Genomic DNA, 22,185 nt, shown 5'->3' on the forward strand with positions numbered 1-22,185 from the left:
TGCGGCGTAGCGGGCAGTCCACACGGCGGCGTTGAGCGTTTTATCCAGAAGGCCTGCAAAAGCTTGATACAGCTTGGCTGAGCCCTGTGACGAACAAGAGAGGGTAGAGGATGAAGGCAGTTATTTTGGCGGGTGGCCTGGGCACGCGAATCAGCGAAGAGTCGCACCTCAAGCCCAAGCCGATGATCGAGATCGGCGGCAAGCCAATTCTCTGGCACATCATGAAGCAGTACTCCGCGCACGGAATCCACGATTTCGTGATTTGCCTTGGCTACAAGGGCTACGCGATCAAGGACTTCTTCGCCAACTACTTCCTGCACACCTCCGACGTCACCTTCGACATGTGCAACAACCGCATGGACGTTCACCAGAACTACAGCGAACCGTGGCGCGTCACGTTGATCGACACCGGCGAAGACACCATGACCGGTGGCCGTCTGCGCCGCGCCGCGCGTTATCTGGAGGGCGAAAAAGCCTTCTGCTTTACCTACGGAGACGGTGTCTCGGACCTCAACATCGGCGCATTGGTGGACTTCCACCTGGCCCACGGCAAACTCGCGACCGTCACCGCCGTGCAACCGCCAGGACGTTACGGCGCCCTGGAGCGCGACGGTGACAGTGTCAAAGGCTTCATCGAGAAACCACGGGGCGACGGCGGCTGGATCAATGGCGGCTTCTTCGTCCTGTCGCCCAAGGTGTTGCCGTACATCGGCGACGACCAGACTTCCTGGGAAGCAGAGCCCCTGGCGGCACTGGCCAGTGAAAGCCAGTTGCAGGCGTTCCAGCACGACGGTTTCTGGCATCCGATGGACACCCTGCGGGACAAAAATCACCTCGAAGCGTTGTGGCTGAGCGGGGAGGCCCCATGGAAGCAATGGGACTGAGTCCGCAATTCTGGCGCGGCAAGCGGGTTCTGGTCACCGGGCACACCGGTTTCAAGGGCAGCTGGTTGACGCTGTGGCTGCAAAGCCTGGGCGCCAAGGTCATCGGGTTTTCCCTTGATCCGTCCACCGAGCCGAGCCTGTTCGAACTGGCACGGGTGCACGAAGGCATCAACGATCAGCGCGGCGACCTGCGTGACTTGGGTGCGCTGCTTGAAATCATCGCTGAAACCGAGCCAGAGATTGTCTTGCACCTTGCAGCTCAGCCGTTGGTGCGCGAAGGCTATCGCGACCCGCTGGGCACTTATTCCAGCAACGTCATGGGCACCCTGAATCTGCTTGAAGCCATCCGTCAGGTCGGCTGCGTGCGTGCCTGCGTGCTGGTGACCACCGACAAGGTCTACGCCAATCAGGAATGGCTGTGGCCGTACCGCGAAGACGAAGCCCTCGGTGGACACGATCCTTACAGCAGCAGCAAAGCCTGCTGCGAATTGTTGGCGCAGTCTTACGCCGCTTCGTTCTTCCCGGCCGAGAAGCATGCCGAGCACGGTCTGGCCCTGGCCACGGCGCGCGCCGGTAACGTGCTGGGCGGTGGTGATTTTGCACCGGAACGGCTGATTCCCGACGTGCTCAAGGCCTGGACCGCCGACGAACCGGTGACCCTGCGTTACCCGCAAGCGGTGCGCCCTTGGCAACACGCGCTGGAACCGCTGGCCGGTTATCTGCAACTGGCCGCCGGCCTCTATGAACAAGGTCCGGCATTTGCCGGCGCGTGGAACTTCGGCCCGAGCGAAGCGGACATGTGCAGCGTCGGCGAAGTCGTCGAATTGCTCGCCAGCCGCTGGCCGCAAGCCCGAGGTTTGCGCATCGAACCGAGCGATTTGCATGAAGCCGGCCTGCTGCGCCTGGACAGCAGCCGCGCCCGTCAACTGTTGGCGTGGCAGCCGCGCTGGTCGTTGCAAGAGTGCCTGACCCACACGCTCGACTGGCACTTGGCATGGCAGAACGGCGACGACATGCGCGCCATTACGTTGGGCCAGTTGAACCTGTACCGAGGCGCGCTGTGAGTGAGTTTCTATTGCAGCCGCTGCCCCTGGCCGGACTGTTCAGCGTGCAGCACAAACGCTTTGAAGATGAGCGTGGGCACTTCGCGCGGCTGTTCTGCGAAGGCAGCCTGAGTGCGTTCGGCGAGCCGTTTCATATCCGCCAGATCAACCACTCCTGCACCCGCGAACGCGGCAGTGTGCGCGGCCTGCATTACCAGAATGCCAGCGCGCCGGAAGCCAAGTTGATCACCTGCCTGCGCGGTGAAGTCTGGGACGTGGCAGTGGATTTGCGCCCCGGCTCCGAGACCTTCCTGCACTGGCACGCCGAACACCTGCGCGCCGGCGACGGTCGCAGCCTGCTGATCCCGGCCGGGTTCGCCCACGGTTTCCAGACACTGACCGACGACGCCGAATTGCTCTACCTGCACAGCGCGGACTACACGCCGGTGCACGAGGGTGGTTTGAGCGTGAACGATCCGCGGCTGGCGATTGCCTGGCCGCTGCCTGTCAATAATCTGTCAGCGCGGGATTCCAGCCATCCCTTGCTCGATGACCACTTCGCTGGAGTGCGTGTATGAATTGCCGTGGTTGCGGTACTCCTCTGGCTTTGCCGCTGATTGACCTCGGCACGTCGCCGCCGTCCAACGCTTATGTGCGTGCCGATCAGCTGGAGCAAGCCGAACAATGGGTGCCGCTGAAGGTTGCGGTCTGTCAGCAGTGCTGGCTGGTGCAGACCGAGGATTACACCAGCGCCGACAGTCTGTTCGATGCCGAGTATGCGTATTTCAGTTCGTTCTCCAGCACCTGGCTGGCCCATGCCGAGCGCTACGTCGCCGAGATGACCGAGCGCTTCGACCTGACCGCCGACAGCCGTGTGGTGGAAATCGCCGCCAATGACGGTTACCTGTTGCAGTACGTCGCCGGGCGCGGCATCCCTTGCCTGGGCGTCGAGCCGACCCGCAGCACCGCGCAAGCGGCGCGGGAAAAAGGCCTACAGATTCGTGAACTGTTCTTTGGCCGTGACACTGCTGCGCAGTTGGTCAGTGAAGGCTGGTCGGCCGACCTGATGGCCGCCAACAACGTGTTGGCCCACGTGCCGGACATCAATGATTTCCTCGGCGGTTTTGCGACCTTGCTCAAGCCGACCGGCGTGGCCACGTTCGAATTTCCGCAGCTGCTGACGCTGATGGCCGGGCAGCAGTTCGACACGCTGTATCACGAGCACTATTCCTACCTGTCGCTGACCGCCGTGCAGACCTTGTGCGAGCGCAACGGCCTGGAAGTATTCGACGTCAGTCAGCTGTCGACACACGGCGGCTCGCTGCGTGTGTTCGTCCAGCGCATCGACGGTGTTCGCCGCGACGTGCAGCCGGCGGTTGCTCAACAACTGCAAGCTGAGCTCGAAGCCGGCGTGAAAACCCCCGAGTATTACGCGACCCTCGCGCCAGCCGCCGAACGCATCAAGCACGAACTGCTGCGTTTCCTGTTGCAGGCCAAGGCCGATGGCAAGCGGGTGGTCGGTTACGGCGCCGCGGCCAAGGGCAACACCTTGCTCAACTACGCCGGGGTCAAGTCCGATCTGTTGGCGTGGGTGGCCGACGCCAATCCGCACAAGCAGGGCAAGTACTTGCCAGGCAGTCGCATTCCAATCGTGTCGCCGGCACAGATCGATATCGAGAAACCGGACTACGTGCTGGTCCTGCCCTGGAACTTGCTGCACGAAGTCAGTCAGCAACTGGCGCAGGTACGTCAGTGGGACGCTCGCTTCGTGATTGCCGTGCCTGAGTTGACCGTCCTGTGAAAGTGCTTGTGACCGGGGCCACCGGCTTCGTCGGCCGCCATTTGGTCGCCGCCTTGCTCGCCCGCGGCTGCGAAGTCCGGGCGGTGGCGCGCAACGCCGAGACCGCCGCGACGATGCCGTGGATCAACGCCGTGGAGTTCATGGCGGCGGACATTCACGCCGACGATCTGGACATCGCTGCGCTAACCGCGAACATCGATGCCCTGGCGCATCTGGCGTGGCCGGGGTTGCCGAACTATCAGGCGCTGTTCCATTTCGAGCACAACCTGATGGCCGATTACCGGTTCATCAAGGGCGCGGTCGAGGCGGGCGTGTCGCAAGTACTGGTGACCGGAACCTGTTTCGAATACGGCATGCAAAGCGGGCCGCTCAGCGAGCAGGCCACACCGCAGCCGAGCAATCCTTATGGGTTAGCCAAAAACACCCTGCGGCTGTTTCTGGAAAATTTGCAACGGGTCCAGCCGTTCACCCTGCAATGGGCGCGTCTGTTCTACCTGCACGGCGAAGGCCAGAACCCCAACAGTTTGCTGGCAGCACTGGACCGGGCAATCGATGCCGGCGACGACACGTTCAACATGTCGGCCGGCGAGCAGTTGCGCGATTACCTCGCCATCGACATCGCCGCCGATTACCTGGCGGCGATTCTGCAACAACGGGAATTCAATGGGCTGATCAATTGCTCCAGCGGCCAGCCGGTGTCGGTGCGGGCGCTGGTCGAGCAGCGATTGCGCGCACGCGGCGCATCGATCCGTTTGAACCTCGGTCATTACCCTTACCCGACCCACGAACCGATGGCGTTCTGGGGCGTGGCGGACCGTTTGCAACAGCTGCTGGGAGGCAATCATGAAGCATGAGTTGTATCGGGTCGCTGACCTGCCGGTGCTGCAGAATCGCACCTTCGCCGACCCGGATTCGGCCCGGGCCTCTGCCAGCGCCGATATGGTCCTGGTGCAGGACGAACTGAGCGGGTTGATCTTCAATCAGGCCTTCGATGCCGACAAGCTCAGCTACGACGCCGACTACCAGAATGAGCAAGCGCATTCGGGGCAATTCCAGAAGCACCTGAGCGATGTCGAAGGCATTATTGCCCGCCATTTCAAGGGGCAGGAACTGATCGAAGTCGGTTGCGGCAAAGGCTACTTTCTCGAACTGTTGAGGGGCCTGGGCTACGCCATCACCGGCATTGACCCGGCCTACGAAGGCAGCAACGCCGACGTGATCAAGGCGTCGTTTACGCGTGGCCTCGGTCTGGCGGCGGATGCCATCGTGTTGCGTCATGTGCTGGAACATATCCAGGACCCGGTGAGTTTTCTCGCCGAGATGGCTGAGGCCAATCAGGGCGGACAGATCTACATCGAAGTGCCGTGCTTCGACTGGATCCTGGAGCACCGCGCCTGGTTCGACCTGTTCTACGAGCACGTCAATTATTTCCGCCTCGATGACCTGCGCCGGATGTTCGGCACGGTGCACGAGGCCGGTCACCTGTTCGGTGGCCAATACCTGTACATCGTGGCGGACCTGTCGACCTTGCGCCTGACCCCGGAACAACCGGTGCCGCGCCTTGAGTTGCCACAAGGTTTCACCAGCAGTCTTGAGCGCGCGGTGCAGATTATCCAGGACGCCCCCGAACAGGGTTCGGCGATCTGGGGTGCCTCGTCCAAAGGCGTGATCTATTCGCTGTTCCTGCAACGGGCCGGGGTGGCGGTGGATCGCGTGGTGGACATCAACCCGGCCAAACAGGGGCGGTATCTGCCCTTGAGCGGCGTGCGGGTGTCCTCGCCGCAAGAGGCCATGGATGCGTTGCCCGAAGGCGCCAACCTGTTTGTGATGAACTCCAACTACCTCGAAGAAATCAAGCGGATGACCGGTGGACGTTACGTCTATCACGCCGTCGACAGCGCTTCGTTCCAGTGACTATTGAGATTAGAAAAATGACCGACAACACCATCAATAAAGCCTTCGAAGCCGAGTGCCAGGCAGAAATCGCGCGTCAGGGCGACGACCAGAAACTGACCGGTCTGGCCCGGGATTTCTTCAACGAATCGGCCAAACACAAGTACAGCTACCACTTCTCGTGGATGGGCCGTCCGATCATCCAGCTGCCGCAAGACATGATGGCGATGCAAGAGATCATCTGGCAGGTCAAGCCAGACCTGGTGATCGAATGCGGCATCGCCCATGGCGGCTCGATCATCTACTACGCCTCCTTGCTGGAGCTGCAAGGCCACGGCGAAGTGCTGGGCATTGACCTCGATATTCGCCCGCACAACCGCGAAGCCATCGAAAGCCACCCGATGAGCAAGCGCATCAAAATGATCGAAGGTTCGAGCATCGACCCGGCGATCGCTGCCCAGGTTCGTGCTGCGGCCGAAGGCAAGAAAGTCATTCTGGTGCTCGACTCCAACCACACCCACGACCACGTGCTGGAAGAGCTGCGCCTTTACGCGCCACTGGTGTCGGTGGACAGCTACTGCGTGGTCATGGACACCGTGGTCGAAGACATGCCGGCCGATTTCTTCCCGGACCGTCCATGGGGCCCGGGCGACAACCCGAAAACCGCGGTGTGGAAATACCTTGAAGAGAACAAGGATTTCGAGATCGACCAGCAGATGCAAAACAAGCTGCTGCTCACCGTTGCACCGGACGGCTACCTGCGTCGCGTTCGTTAATTTCGGCACATCATTAAAGTGTTAGTCAGGCGTTTCGCCGGCAGTGGGAGAAGTTATGCAAGGCAAGTCCGTTTCTGAGCACATGTTGCCGTTGAATGAGCTGCTGACGGTGGTGTTGATTTCCCACAACCGTCCGGCTTTTTTGCGCCGGGCAATGAAGTATTACGGTGACTTGCCTTGCAAAGTACTGGTGCTCGATTCCGCCACTGAGCCTTTCAAGGGCGAGCTGCCTGACGTCGAATACCGGCATGTGCCGCAATTCGCCTACAGCGGCTTCCAGGCCAAAATTGGCTATGGCGTGGAGCAAGTGACCACCCCGTACATGGTGTTGGCGGCCGACGATGATTTCATCGTTCATGATGCGCTGGCCGAGTCGGTGGACTTCCTGCAAGCGAACCGCGACTACGGCATGTGCCACGGCTATTGCCTGATGTACCTGACCTTCGCCAACAGCGTGAGCTACTACCGGCGCGACAAGAAGGTGTGCGAGGACTATTCCTCCGAACGACCTCAGGATCGGGTCGTCGAGTACATGCATCAATACTTGCCGCCGTTTTACGCGGTGACCCGTACTTCGCTGATGAAATCCTGGTATTCGCTGCTGCCGCCGGGCACCAGTTTCCAATGGCAGGAGATCGGTCACGTCTACTACATGCTGGCGTGCGCCAAGGCGCGGATCCTGCCAACCCCTTATGTGGTGCGTGAGATCAACTACGGCAACTCCGAGCACAACACCGAGGTGTATCACTCGCTGACGTATACCGACGCCAAATCGGTGGCCGAGCGTGACGCCTTTGCCGAATTCCTGGCCTCGTTGCCAACCGGGATCAAGGGGCTCGATCCGGCACAGGCCAAAGCCTTCGTCATGGAAAGTTTCGACGCCATGATCGACAGCCTGCAAACCGGACGTGCCCTGACCGCGGAGTTGGTTTTCCAGTCCATCTGGAACAACACCCTCAAGGCACCCGATCGTCTTTTCGGGCCAAAACAGTACGTCGAAATGCCGTTCTACAATCAGGCGTTCTTCGACAAGTTGACCCAGTTCGAATTCATGCTTCATGCGATGCCGGCCGGTCGTCTTCAGCTCGAACAGCTTGAAGGCGTGTGGACTCGCCAGGAACACTTGCTGAGCCCGCGCAACAACGATACGTCGGAAAGCGTGGTCGACCGTTTGTGGCAGGCCTACGACGCCAATGCGTTCAACCGTACGGTGGTCAAGCGCCTGGTGGCGCAACTGGAACTGCTGGGCGAGGACGAAGAAGCTGAATCGATGCGCGACTGGTTCGCACGCCTTGATGCGTTGTCGGTCGTGGATCATCACTTGACGTTTGAAAACATGCGTTCGGGTCGCCTGCTCAAGTGGCTGGAGGCCCGGTCGCCCGATGCCGAACAGGCCGAGGCGATTGCCCGACACTTGGCAATGAATGGCGGGGGGCCACACTTCGGCATCCTTTTGCTGGACCTGGATAACGATGTCGAGAAATTGCAGGTCACCCTCGACAGCTTGCTTGAAGGCCACTGCAAGGCCTTCAAAGTCGTGGTCTTCACCACCGGCGAAGCGCCTGCGGCCACCACGGCACAGAACACCCTGCACTTTGTCCGTGTGACGCCAGGCAACTTTGTCGAAAAACTGAATCAGAGCGCCCGTCAGTCGCCATGTGACTGGCTGCTGCTGGCCGAGGCCGGCGATGAGTTCACCCCGGCTGGCCTGTTGCGTGCCAGCCTGGAGCTGTTGTCCGCCAGTGACATCCGTGCGGTAGCGACCGATGAAATCCAGCGTACCGACAACGGCGCACTGGTGGATGTGTTCCGGCCGGGCTTCAACCTGGACCTGCTGCAAAGCCTGCCCGCGTTGATGGCGCGGCACTGGCTGATCCGCCGCGACGTGTTGATCGAGGCGGGTGGTTACCAGCCCGATTTCAGAAAGGCCCTGGAATTCGATTTGCTGCTGCGCATCATCGAGGCGGGCGGCCTGAGCGGTCTGGCGCACCTCGACGAGCCATTGCTGATCGCGCAGGCGCCGGTACTGGAAGAGAACGCCGACGAACGCCTCGCGTTGCTGCGTCATCTGGGCAACCGCGGCTACAAGGCCAAAATCACCTCGGCAACGCCTGGCACCTATCAGGTCGACTACCGTCACACCGAGCGTCCACTGGTCTCGATCATCGTTCCGGCCGGGGATGACCTGGCCCTGCTGCAACAGTGCGTGCAAGGCGTGTTGCTGCGTACCCGCTACACCCGCTACGAAGTGCTGATTGCGGCGAATCCGACCCAGTCGGCCGAGGTCAACGATTGGCTGGGCACGCTACAGAACGCCAAGGTGCGCGTCCTGTATGCAGACCAGACGCTGAGCAACGTGGCGTTGTACAACGCCGCGAGTCAGCAAGCGCAGGGCGAATACCTGGTGCTGCTGGCTGCAGACGGTGAAGTGGTCAATCCGAACTGGATCGAGTCGCTGCTCAACCATGCCCAGCGTCCTGAAGTGGGGATTGTCGGTGCCACGCTTGTCGATCGTGAAGGCAAGGTCACGCAAGCCGGTCTGATTCTGGGGATGCGTGGCGGAGTTGGTTCGGCGTTTATCGGCGACCGTTATGACGCCAGCAACAGCTACCTGCAGCGCTTGGCACTGGAGCAGAACTATTCGGCGGTGTCGCAGGCTTGCCTGATGGTGCGCAAAGAGTTGTTCGAGGCCTTGGGTGGCCTGGATGACCAGACATTCGCCGAAGGCTTGAGCGACGTCGATCTGTGCCTCAAGGCCGGACAGGCGGGTTATCTCACCGCGTGGACGCCGCTTGTTCAGGTGATTCATCCGGGCGAGGTGTCGCAGGCTCCTCAGGTGCTCGACGCCCTGCGGGAAAAATGGGCCGCCGCCTTCGCACAGGACCAGGCCTACAACGCCAATCTGGCGTTGACCGGCAAGGGTTTTGCCCTGGGTGACAGCGCTCCGATCAACTGGGCGCAGTTGCTCGCATAAACCTGGCTGACAGGCACAAGGACTCAAGGCATGTTCAACGGCAAATCGATTTTCATCTCCGGCGGCACCGGCTCGTTCGGGCGCAATTTCATCCGTCGCTTGCTGGAGCAATACCAGCCCAAGCGCGTGGTGGTGTTCTCTCGTGATGAGCTCAAGCAATACGAGATGCAGCAGACGTTCAACGCGCCGTGCATGCGTTATTTCCTCGGTGATGTGCGCGATGCCGAGCGCTTGCGCCAAGCCATGCGCGGCATCGATTACGTGGTGCATGCGGCGGCCTTGAAGCAAGTGCCGGCGGCCGAGTACAACCCGACCGAATGCATTCGGACCAACGTCAACGGCGCGGAAAACATCATCGCTGCGGCCATCGACAATGGCGTCAAACAAGTCGTCGCGCTGTCCACCGACAAGGCGGCCAGCCCGATCAACCTGTACGGCGCGACCAAGCTGCTGTCGGACAAACTGTTCGTGGCCGCCAACAACATTGCCGGCGAACAGCAAACCCGCTTTGCCGTGGTGCGCTACGGCAACGTCGCCGGTTCGCGTGGCTCGGTGGTGCCGTTTTTCAGCAAGCTGATCAACGAAGGCGCCACCGAACTGCCGATCACTGACGAGCGCATGACGCGCTTCTGGATCACCCTCGATCACGGGGTGCAATTTGTGCTCGACAGCTTTGCGCGGATGCACGGTGGTGAAGTGTTCGTGCCGAAGATTCCGTCGATCCGCATTGTCGATCTGGCGCTGGGCATGGCCGAGCACTTGCCGCACAAGCACGTGGGAATTCGCCCGGGGGAAAAGCTCCACGAGTTGATGGTGCCGCTGGACGACGCACGGATGACCCTGGAATTCGCCGATCACTACACGATCCAGCCGTCGATCCGCTTCACCAGCGTCGACGTGGACTTTGCCGTGGACAAGCTGGGCGAGCAGGGCAAGCCGGTGAGTGAAGACTTCGAGTACCGCTCCGACACCAACCCGCAGTTCTTGTCAGTCGGGCAGATCGCCGACCTGCACGCGGACTTGTCAGCATGATTCCCTACGGTCGGCAGAGTCTCGATCAGGCCGACATCGACGCGGTCGTCGCCGTTTTGCAGTCCGACTGGCTGACCCAGGGACCAACGATCGAGCGCTTCGAACAGGCCCTGGCTCAACGTTGCCAAGCCGATTTCGCGGTGGCGGTGTGTAACGCCACGGCGGCATTGCACATTGCTTGCCTGGCGGCCGGGCTCGGGCCGGGTGATCGTTTATGGACAACGCCCAACACCTTTCTGGCCTCGGCCAATTGCGGTCGTTACTGCGGCGCCGAGGTGGATTTCGTCGACATCGATCCGCTGACCTGGAACCTCGACGCCTACGCCCTCAAAGCCAAGCTGGAAGAGGCGGAGAACACCGGCACGCTGCCTAAAGTGCTGGTGGCGGTGGCGTTCTCCGGGCAGAGCTGCGACATGCGGATGATCGCCGGACTGGCCGAGCGTTATGGATTCACGGTGATTGAAGATGCCTCCCACGCGGTCGGTGCCTCCTATGCCGGGCGCCCGGTGGGTTGTGGCGATTTTGCGGCGATGACGGTGTTCAGCTTTCATCCGGTGAAAATCATCACCAGCGGCGAAGGTGGCATGGTCCTGACCAATCGCCGGGACCTGGCCGAGCGCCTGCAACGCTTGCGCAGCCACGGGATGACTCGCGATCCGGCACAAATGACCGAATCCAGCCATGGTCCCTGGTATTACCAGCAGATTGAGCTGGGCTTCAATTATCGGATCACCGATCTGCAAGCTGCCCTCGGGTTGTCACAGTTGAACAAACTGGATGACTTCATCGAACGCCGCCGCGAGCTGGCAGCACGGTATGACCGTTTGCTCACGTACTTGCCGCTGACCTTGCCCAGCCCTCAGCCTGAAGCCGAGTCGGCGTGGCATCTGTATGTGGTGCGCTTGCAGCTTGATCGCATCAGCCTCGGTCATCGACAGGTGTTCGAAGGGTTGCGGGCTGCCGGGGTCGGTGTGAACCTGCATTACATTCCGGTGCATTTGCAGCCTTACTACCGTGATTTGGGATTCGCTGAAGGTGACTTTCCGCAAGCTGAGCGTTACTACGAAGAAGCCATCAGCCTGCCGCTGTTTCCGTTGCTCAGTGATGAGCAGCAGGACTACGTGGTCGAACAACTGCGGCGGCTGACTGAATAAATACGGCCAGCAGGTCAGGTGCGGTCCCCCAGGCGCTGTGCTTCAAATGAGAGAGAACGATGCGTGAACTGAGCGAGCAGGAAAAATTCTGGCAGGGCGACTTCGGTAACCAATACGTTGATCGCAACGTCGGCCAGCCATTGGTGGCGGCGAACCTGGCATTGTTCGCCAAGGCGCTGACCCGGGCCGGGCAGATTGAAAGCCTGGTGGAACTGGGCACCAACGCCGGCAACAATTTGCAGGCGCTGCATCACCTGTTGCCCCGGTGTGAACTGTTTGGCGTGGAGATCAATGCCAGCGCCTGTGCCCAGGCCCAAGCGCTGGGTATCGCGCAAATCTGGCACGGCTCGCTGTTTGATTTCCCTCGCGAGCGCAGCTTTGACCTGACCCTGAGCAAAGGCGTGCTGATCCATCTGGCGCCGGAGTTGTTGCCAGCGGCCTATGCGCAGTTGTATGAACTGAGCCAGCGTTACATCCTGATCGCCGAGTACTACAACCCGGCACCGGTCGAAGTGTCCTATCGCGGTAACAGCGGCAAGTTGTTCAAGCGTGATTTTGCCGGTGAGATGCTTGATCGTTACGATGATCTGCAACTGCTGGACTACGGTTTCGGTTACCACCGCGACCCGCAATTCCCGGTGGACGACATCACTTGGTTCCTGTTGGAAAAACGCCCTTGAACAACGTTGCAATCATCCCGGCTCGCGGTGGCAGCAAACGCATACCGCGCAAGAACCTCAAGCCGTTCGACGGCGTGCCGATGATTGCCCGTTCGATTCAAACCGCTCTTGATTCCGGGTTGTTCGCCCTGGTGGTGGTCAGTACCGACGATGAAGAAATCGCCGAGCTGGCTCGAGCCAGTGGTGCGCAAGTGCCGTTTATGCGGCCTGCGGCATTGGCGGATGATTTCACCGGCACGGCGCCAGTGATTGCGCATGCCCTGGAGGAGCTGCATCGACAGGGCCAGGATTTTGATTTGGCCTGTTGTATCTATGCCACGGCGCCGTTGCTGCAAACCCGATTTTTACAGCAGGGCTTACACCTGCTGGAGCAGCATCCGGATAAATCCTTCGCCTTCTCGGTCTGCGATTTCGGCTTTCCGGTGCAGCGCGCGCTGACCGTTGACAGTCAGGGCGCGTTGACCGCGTTGTACCCGCAATTCAGTCAAACCCGCTCTCAGGACCTGCCGCCGGCCTATCAGGACGCCGGGCAGTTTTACTGGGGCCGCAGCAGTGCCTGGCGCCAGGGCGAGGTGTTGTATTCACCGCAAAGCCTGCCGGTGATCCTGCCGCGTTATCTGGTGCAGGACATCGATACCCCCGAAGACTGGAAGCGCGCCGAATACCTTTACGCGGCGCTGAAGGCAGGAGGGGAGTTGCAATGAGAGTTCTGATCCGCGCCGACGCCTCGCCGACCATCGGCAGCGGTCACATTGCCCGCTGCCTGACGCTGGCCAGGGTGCTGCGCCGGCAGGGCGCACATGTGGCGTTTGCCTGTCGCCAGTTGCCGGGCCATCGGCTCACCAGCCTCGCCGCCGAAGGTTTTGAAACTTTCGCGTTGCCGGATCGCTATCCCGACGAAGACCCGCAACAGCCAATCGAGGCCATGTTGCCGTGGCAGGCGGACATCGCTGCACTGGCGCAAGCGCTGGAACACGCTCCAGGCTTCGACTGGATCATCGTCGACCACTACGGCCTCGACCATCTCTGGCAGACCGCTGCCCGGCGCTGGGCGTTACGGATCGCGGCGGTGGATGATCTGGCGACGCGTACCTACAGCGTCGATTTGCTGCTGAACCAGAATCTGTCGGGTACGCCTGAGGCTTATGCCGGACTGCTTGCCGCCGATTGCCGGACCTTGCTCGGTCCACGCTTCGCGATGCTGCGTGATGAGTTCTGCTGCCCGGCGATCGCCATCAAACCCCGGGCCAAGCGTGTGCTGGTTAATTTCGGCGGCTTTGATGTGGCGCGACAAACCCATCACGCGATGCTGGCGCTGGCGGATTTCAATGACTTGGACGTCGACTTCGTCGCCGGTGCCGACAACCCGGCCTGGGACGAGATGCAGGCACTGGCGGCGGATCGTCCCAACTGGCGCTTGCACAGTTTTGTCAGCGACTTCTATCGGCTGATGACCGAGGCCGACTTGTTTGTCGGCGCCGGTGGCGGCACCAGTTGGGAGCGGGCGGCCTTGGGGTTGCCGACCATTTGCATTGCGGTGTCGAATAATCAGCAGGCCAACGGTGAGGTCATGGCGAGTTCTGGCGCTCATGTGTTCCTTGGTGCGCGTGAACAGGTCAGCGTCGAGCAACTGCGCCAGGCTGTCGGTTTTGTCGTGGGCAATCAGGGTTTGCGTCAGAGCATGGCTGAACGGTCCCGGCAGTTGGTCGATGGCCGTGGTGCGCAGCGCGTGGCGGCAGCGTTGGCCGGCGCGGTGTTGCAGGTCCGCCCGGCGACCGCCAACGATGCACAGTTGTTGTTTGACGGGCGCAATGCCGAGGCGGTACGCCGCTGGTCGCTGGAGACGGGCGTGATTGAATGGTCGGCGCATCAGAACTGGCTGACCGCCAGTTTGAGCAATCCGCAGCGCTTGCTGTTGATCGCCGAGGCCGACGACGGACCGGTGGGTGTGTTGCGTTATGACCGGCGCGGGTTTGAAGCCGAAGTCTCGATCTACCTGTTCGAAGATCGCATCGGCCTGGGTTGGGGTAGGGCGCTGCTGGCTCGGGGCGAGGCCTTCGTGACCGCCCATTGGCCCCAACTGACCGCCATCACTGCGCACGTGTTGCCGGCCAACCAGCCGTCGTTGCAGGTATTTCGCGACGCCGGTTTCTCTCAGCAAGCTTGCGCGTTCACCCGCGTTTTAAAGGATCAAGGCAATGACTAGCTTCAAGATTGGCGAGCGCGTGATCGGTGCCGATGCGCCGCCGTTCATCATTGCCGAGATGAGTGGCAACCATAACCAGTCGCTGGAGGTGGCGCTGCAAATCGTCGAAGCCGCCGCCAAGGCCGGTGCCCACGCCTTGAAGCTGCAAACCTACACCGCCGAGACCATGACCCTGGACCTGTCCGAGGGCGAGTTCTTCATCAAGGACCCCAACAGTCTCTGGGCCGGCTCTTCGTTGTATGCGTTGTACGAGAAGGCCCACACGCCGTGGGAGTGGCACGCACCGATTTTCGCCCGCGCCAGGGAACTGGGCATGCTGGCGTTCTCCACGCCGTTCGATGACAGCGCGGTGGACTTCCTCGAAAGCCTCGACGTACCGGCCTACAAGATAGCCAGTTTCGAAAATACCGATTTGCCATTGATTCGACGGGTCGCCGCCACCGGCAAGCCGTTGATCATCTCCACCGGCATGGCCAGCATCGCCGAACTGGATGAAACCGTGCGCGCCGCCCGTGAGGCGGGGTGCAAGGACCTGGTGCTGCTCAAGTGCACCAGCACATACCCGGCGACGCCCGCCAACAGCAATGTGCGCACCATTCCACACCTGCGTGAATTGTTTGGTTGCGAGGTCGGGCTGTCCGATCACTCCATGGGGGTGGGCGTGTCCGTGGCGGCGGTGGCGCTGGGGGCGACGGTGGTAGAGAAGCATTTCACCCTTGATCGCGCTGCCGGGGGCGTGGACGCCAGTTTCTCGCTGGAGCCGGCCGAACTCGAAAGCCTGGTGATCGAGACCGAGCGGGCCTGGCAGGCCATGGGCCAGGTGCATTACGGCGTGACCGAAGCGGAGCTTAAGTCCCTGGTGTACCGGCGCTCGCTGTATGTCACCCAGGACATGGCCGCCGGAGAGCCCTTCACGGCTGCGAACCTGCGTGCCATCCGCCCAGGTCTGGGCCTGCCTCCCAAACACGCTGAAACCCTTCTGGGGCGCCGTGCCCGCCACGCCATCAAGCGTGGAACGCCGCTGGACTGGTCGTTGGTCGAATAACGCCTTATCGGCCTGATTCGGCAAAATAGAGTGACCTGTGAGTCATAACGCGCATCTTCACTGTATTGTATAAATCGGGAAGGTGGCGCCCGGCCTGTTTTCAGCCCGGTGATAGCCTTTTATTCTTCCCGCTGTCGCCTCTGCAGGGCGACGTTTATCTCTGTTTGTCGGCGCCCCTCGAATCATTACGAGCGGTGGTATTGGGCTGTTTATTATTGGGAAGCCGTAATGATTGGCATAAAAAGCATTGCGAGCTACGTTCCTGTAGCCGGCGTGGACAATTACGCACAAGGTGCAAAATTCGAAAAGGATGAAGAATTCATCCTGGGCAAAATCGGTTCGGCCTTCCTGCCGCGCAAAGACGCCGGGCAAGAAACCTCCGACCTGTGTGTCGAAGCAGCCAATGCGCTGTTTGCCAACAATCCTGATCTGAAACGCGACGCCATCGACGTGCTGATCGTCGTCACCCAGAACGGCGACGAAGAAGGCCTGCCGCATACCGCTGCCATCGTTCAGGACAAACTCGGTCTGCCGACCACTGTTGCCGCGTTCGATATTTCCCTGGGCTGTTCCGGCTACGTCTACGGCATCTACGCGATCAAGGGCTTCATGGAAGCCGCCGGCTTGAAGAATGGCCTGCTGATCACCGCCGATCCGTATTCCAAGATCGTCGACCCGGAAGACCGCAACACCACCATGCTGTTTGGTGACGCCGCCACCGCGACCTGGATGGGTGAAAACGCTCCATGGCAGTTGGGCAAAGCCAAGTTCGGCACCGACGGTTCCGGCGCGCCGCACCTGAAAGTGACCGATGGCGTGTTCTTCATGAACGGTCGCCAGGTGTTCAACTTTGCGTTGCTCAAAGTCCCGGCGCACTTGCATGAGTTGCTGGCCGACTCGCAACTGACGCCTGCCGATATCGATGCCTTCTGCATCCATCAGGGCAGTGCGGCAATTGTCGATGCGGTGGCGCGACGCTTTGAAGGCGATCCTGAGAAGTTCATCAAGGACATGGTCGAGACTGGCAACACGGTGTCGTCGAGCATTCCTTTGCTACTTGAGAAGCACGTGCTGGATTCAGACTGGAAGCGCGTTGCACTGAGTGGTTTTGGTGTGGGGCTGTCGTGGGGCTCGGCGATCATCTATCGTCCTTGATCCACCCTCCACCCAATACAAAAAATAGCGTTCAAGGTGTACATTTTGAACGCTATTTTTTTGCCTGCGAAAACAGTGAGGCAGCATGAGCGAAAGCTTTGACGACAATGCTCGGGTGATAGAACGGCGCTGGCCGATGCTTTACGCCAGACTGATGCTGGAAGACAGTACGGCGATCCAGGCTGAATTGTCCGAAGGGTTGGGGTCGACGCTGAGCATCGATGGCATTCAACTCACCAGTCGTCATGATCGCGTCCACGAAGCCCGGGTGCAGGCGGCCAGCCTGCCGCCCGGCAAGCCACAGTTGCATGTCTACGGTACGGGGCTGGGCGATTTGCCGACGGTCCTGCTGGAGCGCGACGAGCTTGAGCGGCTGTACGTGCATATCCTCAACGGTGCCCTTTTTGCCTTGGTGCTGCAGTTGCTTGATCAGCGCCAATGGCTCGACGATCCTCGGGTAGAGCTGTTGTATGCCGGTGATCAAGCGGATATTTACACGCCCTTTTTTGCACTGCCTTCCGAGATGGTGCTGGCGGATGACTTCAACGCGAAAATTCGCGATCGCCTGGTCAGCGAAGTCCACCTGAGTTTCAACAATCGCGAATTCGATCCGCAATCCCCGATTATTCTCCAGCGCTTGCAGGACAGCCTCGACGTGCTGCTCGCCGACGACGATGTTGCGCAGTTGTTCAATACATGCGCCGGCCAGGAAGTCTATGTGATCGCCACCGGGCCAAGCCTTGAAAGCCATTTCGAGCAACTGGCGGCGATACGTGAGCAGGCGCAACGGCCTCTGTTCATTTGCGTCGATACCGCCTACCGACCGTTGCGAGAGCACGGGATCAAGCCTGATCTGGTGGTGAGCATTGACCAGCGCATCAGCTTTCGGCACTTGCCCTTCGAGGACTCCGACGGCATTCCGCTGGTGTACCTGCCGATGAGCGATCCTGAAGTGTTGAAAGCGTGGAAGGGCAAGCGCTATGGCGGTTATTCCGCCAGCCCGATCTACGCCACCTTGCGTTGCCAGCACCCGAGGGCGGAACTGTACGTGGGCGGCAGCGTGATTCATCCGGCCGTGGACCTGGCGGTCAAAATGGGCGCCGGGTGCATTACGTTGTTTGGCGCCGACTTTGCCTTTCCGATGAACAAGACGCATGCCGGCTGGCGCGACGGGGATTTGGGGCCCGGGGTAAACCTGGCCCGGCACTGGGTGCGCGACGGGTATGGCGAAAGGGTCCGCACGCAGCTGAATTTCCGCAGCTACCTGTGCGAGCTGGAGCGATACATCGCCGGGCACCCCAAGGTGCGTTTCCTTAACAGCAGTCGGGCCGGCGCGATGATTGCCGGCACGCAGTTCAATCGGGAGTTCGTGCAGTGAGCGCGCTTTCGCAATGCATCAACGAATGCCGTCAATGCGCAGGGTTATTTCGCCTGGGGCGGGATGTCGAAGCGGCGTTGACCATGGTTGATCTGTTTGACGAGGCGCAAAGGCTTTTACATGCGGCGCCCCAGGACGTGCAACTGAAGTGGACGCAGGTGCTCACGCAAATGCTGGCCTGTCAGGAGCGTCAGGATTGGCTCGGGCTTGCTGATTTCATGGAGTACGAATTGGTGGATTTGCTGGACAGCGTTCAGGTTTAAAAAGCCGGACGGACAGCTCTGGTTGGCAGGTTTGGGTGTCGGACGGTTTTATGGCGTCATTTTTCGGATGGTGAGGGGCGGCTAAGCCCTTGTTTTCTAGGGGATGGCAGTGTGATGGCAATATTTTTTTAAAAAGCCCTCAAGCAACCTGCAATCCCGACGATAACTATTACGAAGGTTCTCTAGGCCACACCCGGCGGTTGCCAGGGCCGGAAGCCGCAGTACCCAACCAACGAGGAATTCGTCATGGCTTTAACAGTAAACACCAACACCACGTCGTTGAACGTTCAGAAAAACCTGAACCGTGCCGCCGACGCTCTGTCGACTTCGATGTCTCGTCTTTCTTCCGGCCTGAAAATCAACAGCGCTAAAGACGATGCTGCAGGCCTGCAGATCTCCAACCGTATGTCCAGCCAGATTCGCGGCCAGAACGTTGCGGTTAAAAACGCCAACGACGGTATCTCGATGGCTCAGACCGCTGAAGGCGCTCTGCAAGAATCGACCAACATTCTGCAACGTATGCGTGAACTGGCTGTACAAGCTCGCAACGGCACCAACGGTACTGCTGACCAAACCGCAACCAACGCCGAATTCGGTCAGATGTCTGACGAATTGACTCGTATCGCGGCTTCGACCAACCTGAACGGCAAGCAACTGCTGGACGGTTCGGCTGGCACCATGACCCTGCAAGTGGGTTCCAACACCGGTTCTGCCAACCACATCGACCTGGTTCTGAGCTCCAAGTTCGACGCCGTCAGCCTGTCCGTAGGTAGCGGTACTGTTGTTCTGACCGGTGCTACCAGCGCTGCTGCCGCTTCGAACATCGACAACGCGATCACCGCGATCGACGCTGCAATCGCTGCCATCGGTGCAACCCGTGCAAACCTGGGTGCTTCGCAAAACCGTCTGACCAGCACCATCTCCAACCTGCAAAACATCACTGAAAACGTTACTGCTGCACAAGGTCGCGTACAAGATACCGACTTCGCCGCAGAAACCGCTAACCTGACCAAACAGCAAACTCTGCAACAAGCTTCCACCGCTGTTCTGGCCCAGGCTAACCAGCTGCCATCCGCTGTACTGAAACTGCTTCAGTAATATCGGATTGAGTTTTAGCGGGGGAGTGCGCTTGCGTGCTCTCTCGCTTTTTCCGTTTAAGAGGTGATGGTCATGGACATGAGCGTTAAGCTGAACTTGTCTTACCCAGCCGTGAAGTCGGCGGTCAGCACTACTGATAAGCCGGCCGAAAAGCCTAGCGCTGAAAGCACCCAGCCTGTTGCTGCAACGGGTAAAAGCTCAGATTCGGACAACTCGGATAAGTTGAAAATGGCCGTTCAGGAGATCGAAAAGTTCGTTCAGTCGGTCAAGCGTAACCTTGAGTTTTCCATCGATGAGTCGACGGGCAAGGTCATCGTCAAAGTGATTGCCAGCGAATCCGGTGAAGTCATCCGACAGATTCCATCTGCCGAAGCCATGAAACTGGCTGAAAGCCTGCACAACGCCAGAAACGTATTGTTCGATGCCAAAGCCTGACACTGGCATGAAACGTGTTTGTACGATCATTGACCGCGGCTAGTGGTCAATAGACCGGCAACGCATAGATAAGGAGATGCACATGGCAAGTCCAATTCTACCGGGTTCGGGTCTAGGGTCCGGTCTCGACATCGGTGCGATCGTGACCGCGCTGGTCAACTCCGACAAATCGGCCAAGCAGACGCTGATCACCAAACAGACGTCTATCAACACGGCCAAGATTTCTGCTACCGGTTCGTTGAAATCGGCTCTCGCAGCGTTCCAGACGGCCATGACCAACCTCGGTAAGAAAGACGCGCCTGCGTTTTCCGGTTTTACCGCGACGTCGGGTACGCCGACCACATTGACCGTCACGTCTGATAACACGGCGGTAAATGGTAGCTATAGCGTTGTAGTGAACAACCTGGCGACCGGCTCCAAAGTGGCAAGCGCGGCGTTTGCCGGCGGTGCCAGCAGTGCCATTCCGACTGGTACATTGAAAATCAGTCAAAATGGTATTGATTACCCGGTGACCATCGCGAGCGGCGCGACGTTGCAGTCGACCCGTGACGCGATCAACACCACGCTTCAAGGCAAAGGCATCAGCGCCAACATCGTGACCGACGGCAATGGTTCGCGATTGGTCATTGGTTCGACGGTGACAGGCGCAGGCTCCGACCTTACGGTCAGCGGCATTGCTGGTCTGGAAATCGATGGAACCAATAGTCTGGGTACCACTCCGGCTGCCGGCGCTTCTGGCAACATTGGTGGTTTGGCTTCGGATGCGTCGGTCACGATCGATGGCCTTACCGTCACCAGTAAAAGCAACACGATCAGCCAGGCTGTTGGTGGCATCAACATGACCTTGCTGGCGAAAAGTACGACGCCGGTCACAGTCACTGTCGGCACTAACACCGATGGCCTGAAGACCTCGCTGCAGTCGTTCGTCGATGCCTATAACAACGTCATCAACACCCTGACTGCTCTGACCAAGCCAAGCCTGGATGACGCTGGCAAGCCGACCATCGGCGCGGCAATGACCGGTGACTCGTTGCCGCGTAACTTGATCACTGCCGTGCGCAATGAGTTGGTAGCGCCTGGAGCGGGCGGTCAATTGTCGGTACTGTCGCAGTTGGGTATTCAGACCGATCAGAAGACCGGTACGCTGACCATCGACCCAACCAAGTACGCCAAGGCTATGGCAACCCCCGGCATGAGCAGTTCGGTACAGAACCTGTTCACGGGTACTGATGCAAAAAATGGCTTGTTGGCGCGTATGTCGGCAGCGATTACGCCTTACTCCCAGACTGGCGGGATTCTGGATCAGCGAAGCAGCAACCTCGGCAAGGTCCAGAAGGATCTGAGCAGCCAGCAGACGGCGCTGGATATACGAGTGACCAACCTCACCGCATCCCTGACTGCCAAATACAACGCGATGGATCTGTTGGTCGGCCAGATGAAGGCCACTGCCAGCAATATCACCGGCTTCTTCCAGACGTTGAACGCTCAGCAGTCCAGCAGGTAGATATGGGCTGACGACAAAAACCCGGCTACGCTTTTCGGCGTGTGCCGGGTTTTTGTCTTCTGGTCTAAAGTTTTCAGTCTCGAAGACGATACACTGATCATACGAGTCATTGAGTGGCAGTGAGGTAGAACATGAATCCGCGGTTAGCCCTTCGGCAATATCAGAAGGTCGGGGCGCAGGCCCAGACGTCAGAAGCCAGTCCGCATCGCTTGGTGCAAATGCTGATGGAAGGTGGTCTGGATCGCATCGCTCAGGCCAAGGGCGCGATGGAGCGCAACGACATCCCCGGCAAGGGTGTGTCTATCAGCAAGGCCATCGGGATCATTGGTGGCTTGCGTGAAGGCCTGGATCTTGAAAAGGCTGCAGAAACTGTCGGCGAGCTCGACCGTCTCTACGCTTACATGATGAAGCGCCTGGCCGAGGCGAACATCAAGAGTGACCCGCGTATTCTCGATGAAGTCGCAGGTTTGCTGCGCACGGTCAAAGAAGGCTGGGACGCCATCGCCGCGCCAGGTCCGCAGTTTTAAGGAGATCATCATGAGTCTTGTATTGCAGCGAATCGAACACACCCGTGAAGCGTTGGTCGGCGCATTGGCCGAGCGTAACTGGGAAGCTATCGGTCAATTGGACCTTGATTGCCGTTCCTGCATGGAAGACGTCTTGAATGAAGATTCTCTGGACGAGGTGGCGTTGCGTGCCAACCTGGAGGAGTTGCTGGGGGTCTACAAGGAACTTCTCGAGGTGGCGGTGGGGGAGAGGCAGGCGATTGTCGACGAGATGTCTCAGATCCACCAAGCACAGAACGCGGCAAAGGTTTACCATCTGTTTGGTTAATCCGCAGTTAATCCAAACATAGTGCGCCAT

General features: G+C 59.7%; 22 protein-coding genes. All 22 read left to right on the top strand.

Features of this window, described 5'->3' with window-relative positions:
• Positions 1-110: 110 nt before the first annotated feature.
• The 22 genes from rfbF to K5K95_RS16735 all read left to right on the top strand — a co-directional run bounded on the left by rfbF (position 111) and on the right by K5K95_RS16735 (position 22,155).
• Positions 111-884 carry a glucose-1-phosphate cytidylyltransferase gene (rfbF, locus tag K5K95_RS16630; RefSeq protein ID WP_222585217.1) on the top strand — a complete coding sequence of 258 codons (774 nt, stop codon included), beginning with the start codon at positions 111-113 and terminating at the stop codon, positions 882-884.
• Complete coding sequence (gene rfbG, locus K5K95_RS16635; protein ID WP_222585218.1) at positions 866-1,948, top strand: CDP-glucose 4,6-dehydratase; 1,083 nt, start codon at positions 866-868, stop codon at positions 1,946-1,948. Before rfbF ends, rfbG begins: the two co-directional genes overlap by 19 nt.
• Positions 1,945-2,505 (top strand): dTDP-4-dehydrorhamnose 3,5-epimerase family protein, encoded by a 561-nt coding sequence (locus K5K95_RS16640; protein ID WP_090181495.1) that lies wholly within the window; start codon positions 1,945-1,947, stop codon positions 2,503-2,505. The genes rfbG and K5K95_RS16640 overlap by 4 nt, the downstream gene beginning before the upstream one ends.
• On the top strand, positions 2,502-3,728 hold the full coding sequence (locus tag K5K95_RS16645; RefSeq protein ID WP_222585219.1) for a class I SAM-dependent methyltransferase: 1,227 nt from the start codon (positions 2,502-2,504) through the stop codon (positions 3,726-3,728). The genes K5K95_RS16640 and K5K95_RS16645 overlap by 4 nt, the downstream gene beginning before the upstream one ends.
• On the top strand, positions 3,725-4,582 hold the full coding sequence (locus K5K95_RS16650) for an NAD-dependent epimerase/dehydratase family protein (RefSeq protein WP_222585220.1): 858 nt from the start codon (positions 3,725-3,727) through the stop codon (positions 4,580-4,582). Before K5K95_RS16645 ends, K5K95_RS16650 begins: the two co-directional genes overlap by 4 nt.
• On the top strand, positions 4,572-5,642 hold the full coding sequence (locus K5K95_RS16655) for a class I SAM-dependent methyltransferase (protein WP_222585221.1): 1,071 nt from the start codon (positions 4,572-4,574) through the stop codon (positions 5,640-5,642). The genes K5K95_RS16650 and K5K95_RS16655 overlap by 11 nt, the downstream gene beginning before the upstream one ends.
• 17 nt (positions 5,643-5,659) lie before the next feature.
• Entirely contained in the window at positions 5,660-6,397 is a 738-nt protein-coding gene (locus K5K95_RS16660) for a cephalosporin hydroxylase family protein (protein ID WP_090181503.1), read from the top strand.
• A gap of 55 nt (positions 6,398-6,452) precedes the next feature.
• Positions 6,453-9,371: a glycosyltransferase family 2 protein gene (locus K5K95_RS16665; protein WP_222585222.1), complete on the top strand. Its 2,919-nt coding sequence runs from the start codon at positions 6,453-6,455 to the stop codon at positions 9,369-9,371.
• Between the two features lie 30 nt (positions 9,372-9,401).
• A complete protein-coding gene (pseB, locus tag K5K95_RS16670) occupies positions 9,402-10,403 on the top strand; it encodes a UDP-N-acetylglucosamine 4,6-dehydratase (inverting) (RefSeq protein ID WP_222585223.1) in 1,002 nt (333 codons plus the stop codon).
• Positions 10,400-11,557 (top strand): UDP-4-amino-4,6-dideoxy-N-acetyl-beta-L-altrosamine transaminase, encoded by a 1,158-nt coding sequence (gene pseC, locus K5K95_RS16675; protein ID WP_222585224.1) that lies wholly within the window; start codon positions 10,400-10,402, stop codon positions 11,555-11,557. Before pseB ends, pseC begins: the two co-directional genes overlap by 4 nt.
• A 59-nt stretch (positions 11,558-11,616) precedes the next feature.
• Positions 11,617-12,237 (top strand): pseudaminic acid biosynthesis-associated methylase, encoded by a 621-nt coding sequence (locus K5K95_RS16680; protein WP_222585225.1) that lies wholly within the window; start codon positions 11,617-11,619, stop codon positions 12,235-12,237.
• Positions 12,234-12,941 carry a pseudaminic acid cytidylyltransferase gene (pseF, locus tag K5K95_RS16685; protein WP_222585226.1) on the top strand — a complete coding sequence of 236 codons (708 nt, stop codon included), beginning with the start codon at positions 12,234-12,236 and terminating at the stop codon, positions 12,939-12,941. The genes K5K95_RS16680 and pseF overlap by 4 nt, the downstream gene beginning before the upstream one ends.
• Positions 12,938-14,443: a UDP-2,4-diacetamido-2,4,6-trideoxy-beta-L-altropyranose hydrolase gene (gene pseG / locus K5K95_RS16690; RefSeq protein WP_222585227.1), complete on the top strand. Its 1,506-nt coding sequence runs from the start codon at positions 12,938-12,940 to the stop codon at positions 14,441-14,443. Before pseF ends, pseG begins: the two co-directional genes overlap by 4 nt.
• Positions 14,436-15,488 (top strand): pseudaminic acid synthase, encoded by a 1,053-nt coding sequence (pseI, locus tag K5K95_RS16695; protein ID WP_222585228.1) that lies wholly within the window; start codon positions 14,436-14,438, stop codon positions 15,486-15,488. Before pseG ends, pseI begins: the two co-directional genes overlap by 8 nt.
• 228 nt (positions 15,489-15,716) lie before the next feature.
• A complete protein-coding gene (locus tag K5K95_RS16700) occupies positions 15,717-16,643 on the top strand; it encodes a ketoacyl-ACP synthase III (RefSeq protein WP_090181518.1) in 927 nt (308 codons plus the stop codon).
• A gap of 85 nt (positions 16,644-16,728) precedes the next feature.
• On the top strand, positions 16,729-18,021 hold the full coding sequence (locus K5K95_RS16705) for a motility associated factor glycosyltransferase family protein (RefSeq protein ID WP_222585229.1): 1,293 nt from the start codon (positions 16,729-16,731) through the stop codon (positions 18,019-18,021).
• On the top strand, positions 18,018-18,284 hold the full coding sequence (locus tag K5K95_RS16710; RefSeq protein ID WP_222585230.1) for a hypothetical protein: 267 nt from the start codon (positions 18,018-18,020) through the stop codon (positions 18,282-18,284). The genes K5K95_RS16705 and K5K95_RS16710 overlap by 4 nt, the downstream gene beginning before the upstream one ends.
• A 246-nt stretch (positions 18,285-18,530) precedes the next feature.
• Positions 18,531-19,382, top strand: coding sequence for a flagellin domain-containing protein (locus K5K95_RS16715; RefSeq protein WP_090181524.1), 852 nt, complete (start codon positions 18,531-18,533; stop codon positions 19,380-19,382).
• Positions 19,383-19,454: 72 nt separating this feature from the next.
• The gene (locus K5K95_RS16720; RefSeq protein ID WP_222585231.1) at positions 19,455-19,817 is read left to right on the top strand and encodes a flagellar protein FlaG; all 363 of its coding nucleotides are present in this window, start codon (positions 19,455-19,457) and stop codon (positions 19,815-19,817) included.
• 82 nt (positions 19,818-19,899) lie between these two features.
• Entirely contained in the window at positions 19,900-21,321 is a 1,422-nt protein-coding gene (fliD, locus tag K5K95_RS16725; protein WP_222585232.1) for a flagellar filament capping protein FliD, read from the top strand.
• A gap of 131 nt (positions 21,322-21,452) precedes the next feature.
• Positions 21,453-21,848 carry a flagellar export chaperone FliS gene (gene fliS / locus K5K95_RS16730; RefSeq protein WP_222585233.1) on the top strand — a complete coding sequence of 132 codons (396 nt, stop codon included), beginning with the start codon at positions 21,453-21,455 and terminating at the stop codon, positions 21,846-21,848.
• A gap of 10 nt (positions 21,849-21,858) precedes the next feature.
• Positions 21,859-22,155 carry a flagellar protein FliT gene (locus K5K95_RS16735; protein WP_222585234.1) on the top strand — a complete coding sequence of 99 codons (297 nt, stop codon included), beginning with the start codon at positions 21,859-21,861 and terminating at the stop codon, positions 22,153-22,155.
• The last annotated feature ends 30 nt before the right edge of the window (positions 22,156-22,185 follow it).

The organism is Pseudomonas sp. DR48, from assembly GCF_019823085.1.
In the GTDB taxonomy this organism is placed as follows: Bacteria; Pseudomonadota; Gammaproteobacteria; order Pseudomonadales; family Pseudomonadaceae; genus Aquipseudomonas.

Bases quoted from the DNA above. Each gene is read 5' to 3' on its own strand.
- rfbF (WP_222585217.1), top strand. From the start codon at position 111: ATGAAGGCAGTTATTTTGGCGGGTGGCCTGGGCACGCGAATCAGCGAA.
- rfbG (WP_222585218.1), top strand. From the start codon at position 866: ATGGAAGCAATGGGACTGAGTCCGCAATTCTGGCGCGGCAAGCGGGTT.
- K5K95_RS16645 (WP_222585219.1), top strand. From the start codon at position 2,502: ATGAATTGCCGTGGTTGCGGTACTCCTCTGGCTTTGCCGCTGATTGAC.
- K5K95_RS16655 (WP_222585221.1), top strand. From the start codon at position 4,572: ATGAAGCATGAGTTGTATCGGGTCGCTGACCTGCCGGTGCTGCAGAAT.
- K5K95_RS16660 (WP_090181503.1), top strand. From the start codon at position 5,660: ATGACCGACAACACCATCAATAAAGCCTTCGAAGCCGAGTGCCAGGCA.
- K5K95_RS16665 (WP_222585222.1), top strand. From the start codon at position 6,453: ATGCAAGGCAAGTCCGTTTCTGAGCACATGTTGCCGTTGAATGAGCTG.
- pseB (WP_222585223.1), top strand. From the start codon at position 9,402: ATGTTCAACGGCAAATCGATTTTCATCTCCGGCGGCACCGGCTCGTTC.
- pseC (WP_222585224.1), top strand. From the start codon at position 10,400: ATGATTCCCTACGGTCGGCAGAGTCTCGATCAGGCCGACATCGACGCG.
- K5K95_RS16680 (WP_222585225.1), top strand. From the start codon at position 11,617: ATGCGTGAACTGAGCGAGCAGGAAAAATTCTGGCAGGGCGACTTCGGT.
- pseG (WP_222585227.1), top strand. From the start codon at position 12,938: ATGAGAGTTCTGATCCGCGCCGACGCCTCGCCGACCATCGGCAGCGGT.
- pseI (WP_222585228.1), top strand. From the start codon at position 14,436: ATGACTAGCTTCAAGATTGGCGAGCGCGTGATCGGTGCCGATGCGCCG.
- K5K95_RS16700 (WP_090181518.1), top strand. From the start codon at position 15,717: ATGATTGGCATAAAAAGCATTGCGAGCTACGTTCCTGTAGCCGGCGTG.
- K5K95_RS16705 (WP_222585229.1), top strand. From the start codon at position 16,729: ATGAGCGAAAGCTTTGACGACAATGCTCGGGTGATAGAACGGCGCTGG.
- K5K95_RS16715 (WP_090181524.1), top strand. From the start codon at position 18,531: ATGGCTTTAACAGTAAACACCAACACCACGTCGTTGAACGTTCAGAAA.
- K5K95_RS16720 (WP_222585231.1), top strand. From the start codon at position 19,455: ATGGACATGAGCGTTAAGCTGAACTTGTCTTACCCAGCCGTGAAGTCG.
- fliD (WP_222585232.1), top strand. From the start codon at position 19,900: ATGGCAAGTCCAATTCTACCGGGTTCGGGTCTAGGGTCCGGTCTCGAC.
- fliS (WP_222585233.1), top strand. From the start codon at position 21,453: ATGAATCCGCGGTTAGCCCTTCGGCAATATCAGAAGGTCGGGGCGCAG.
- K5K95_RS16735 (WP_222585234.1), top strand. From the start codon at position 21,859: ATGAGTCTTGTATTGCAGCGAATCGAACACACCCGTGAAGCGTTGGTC.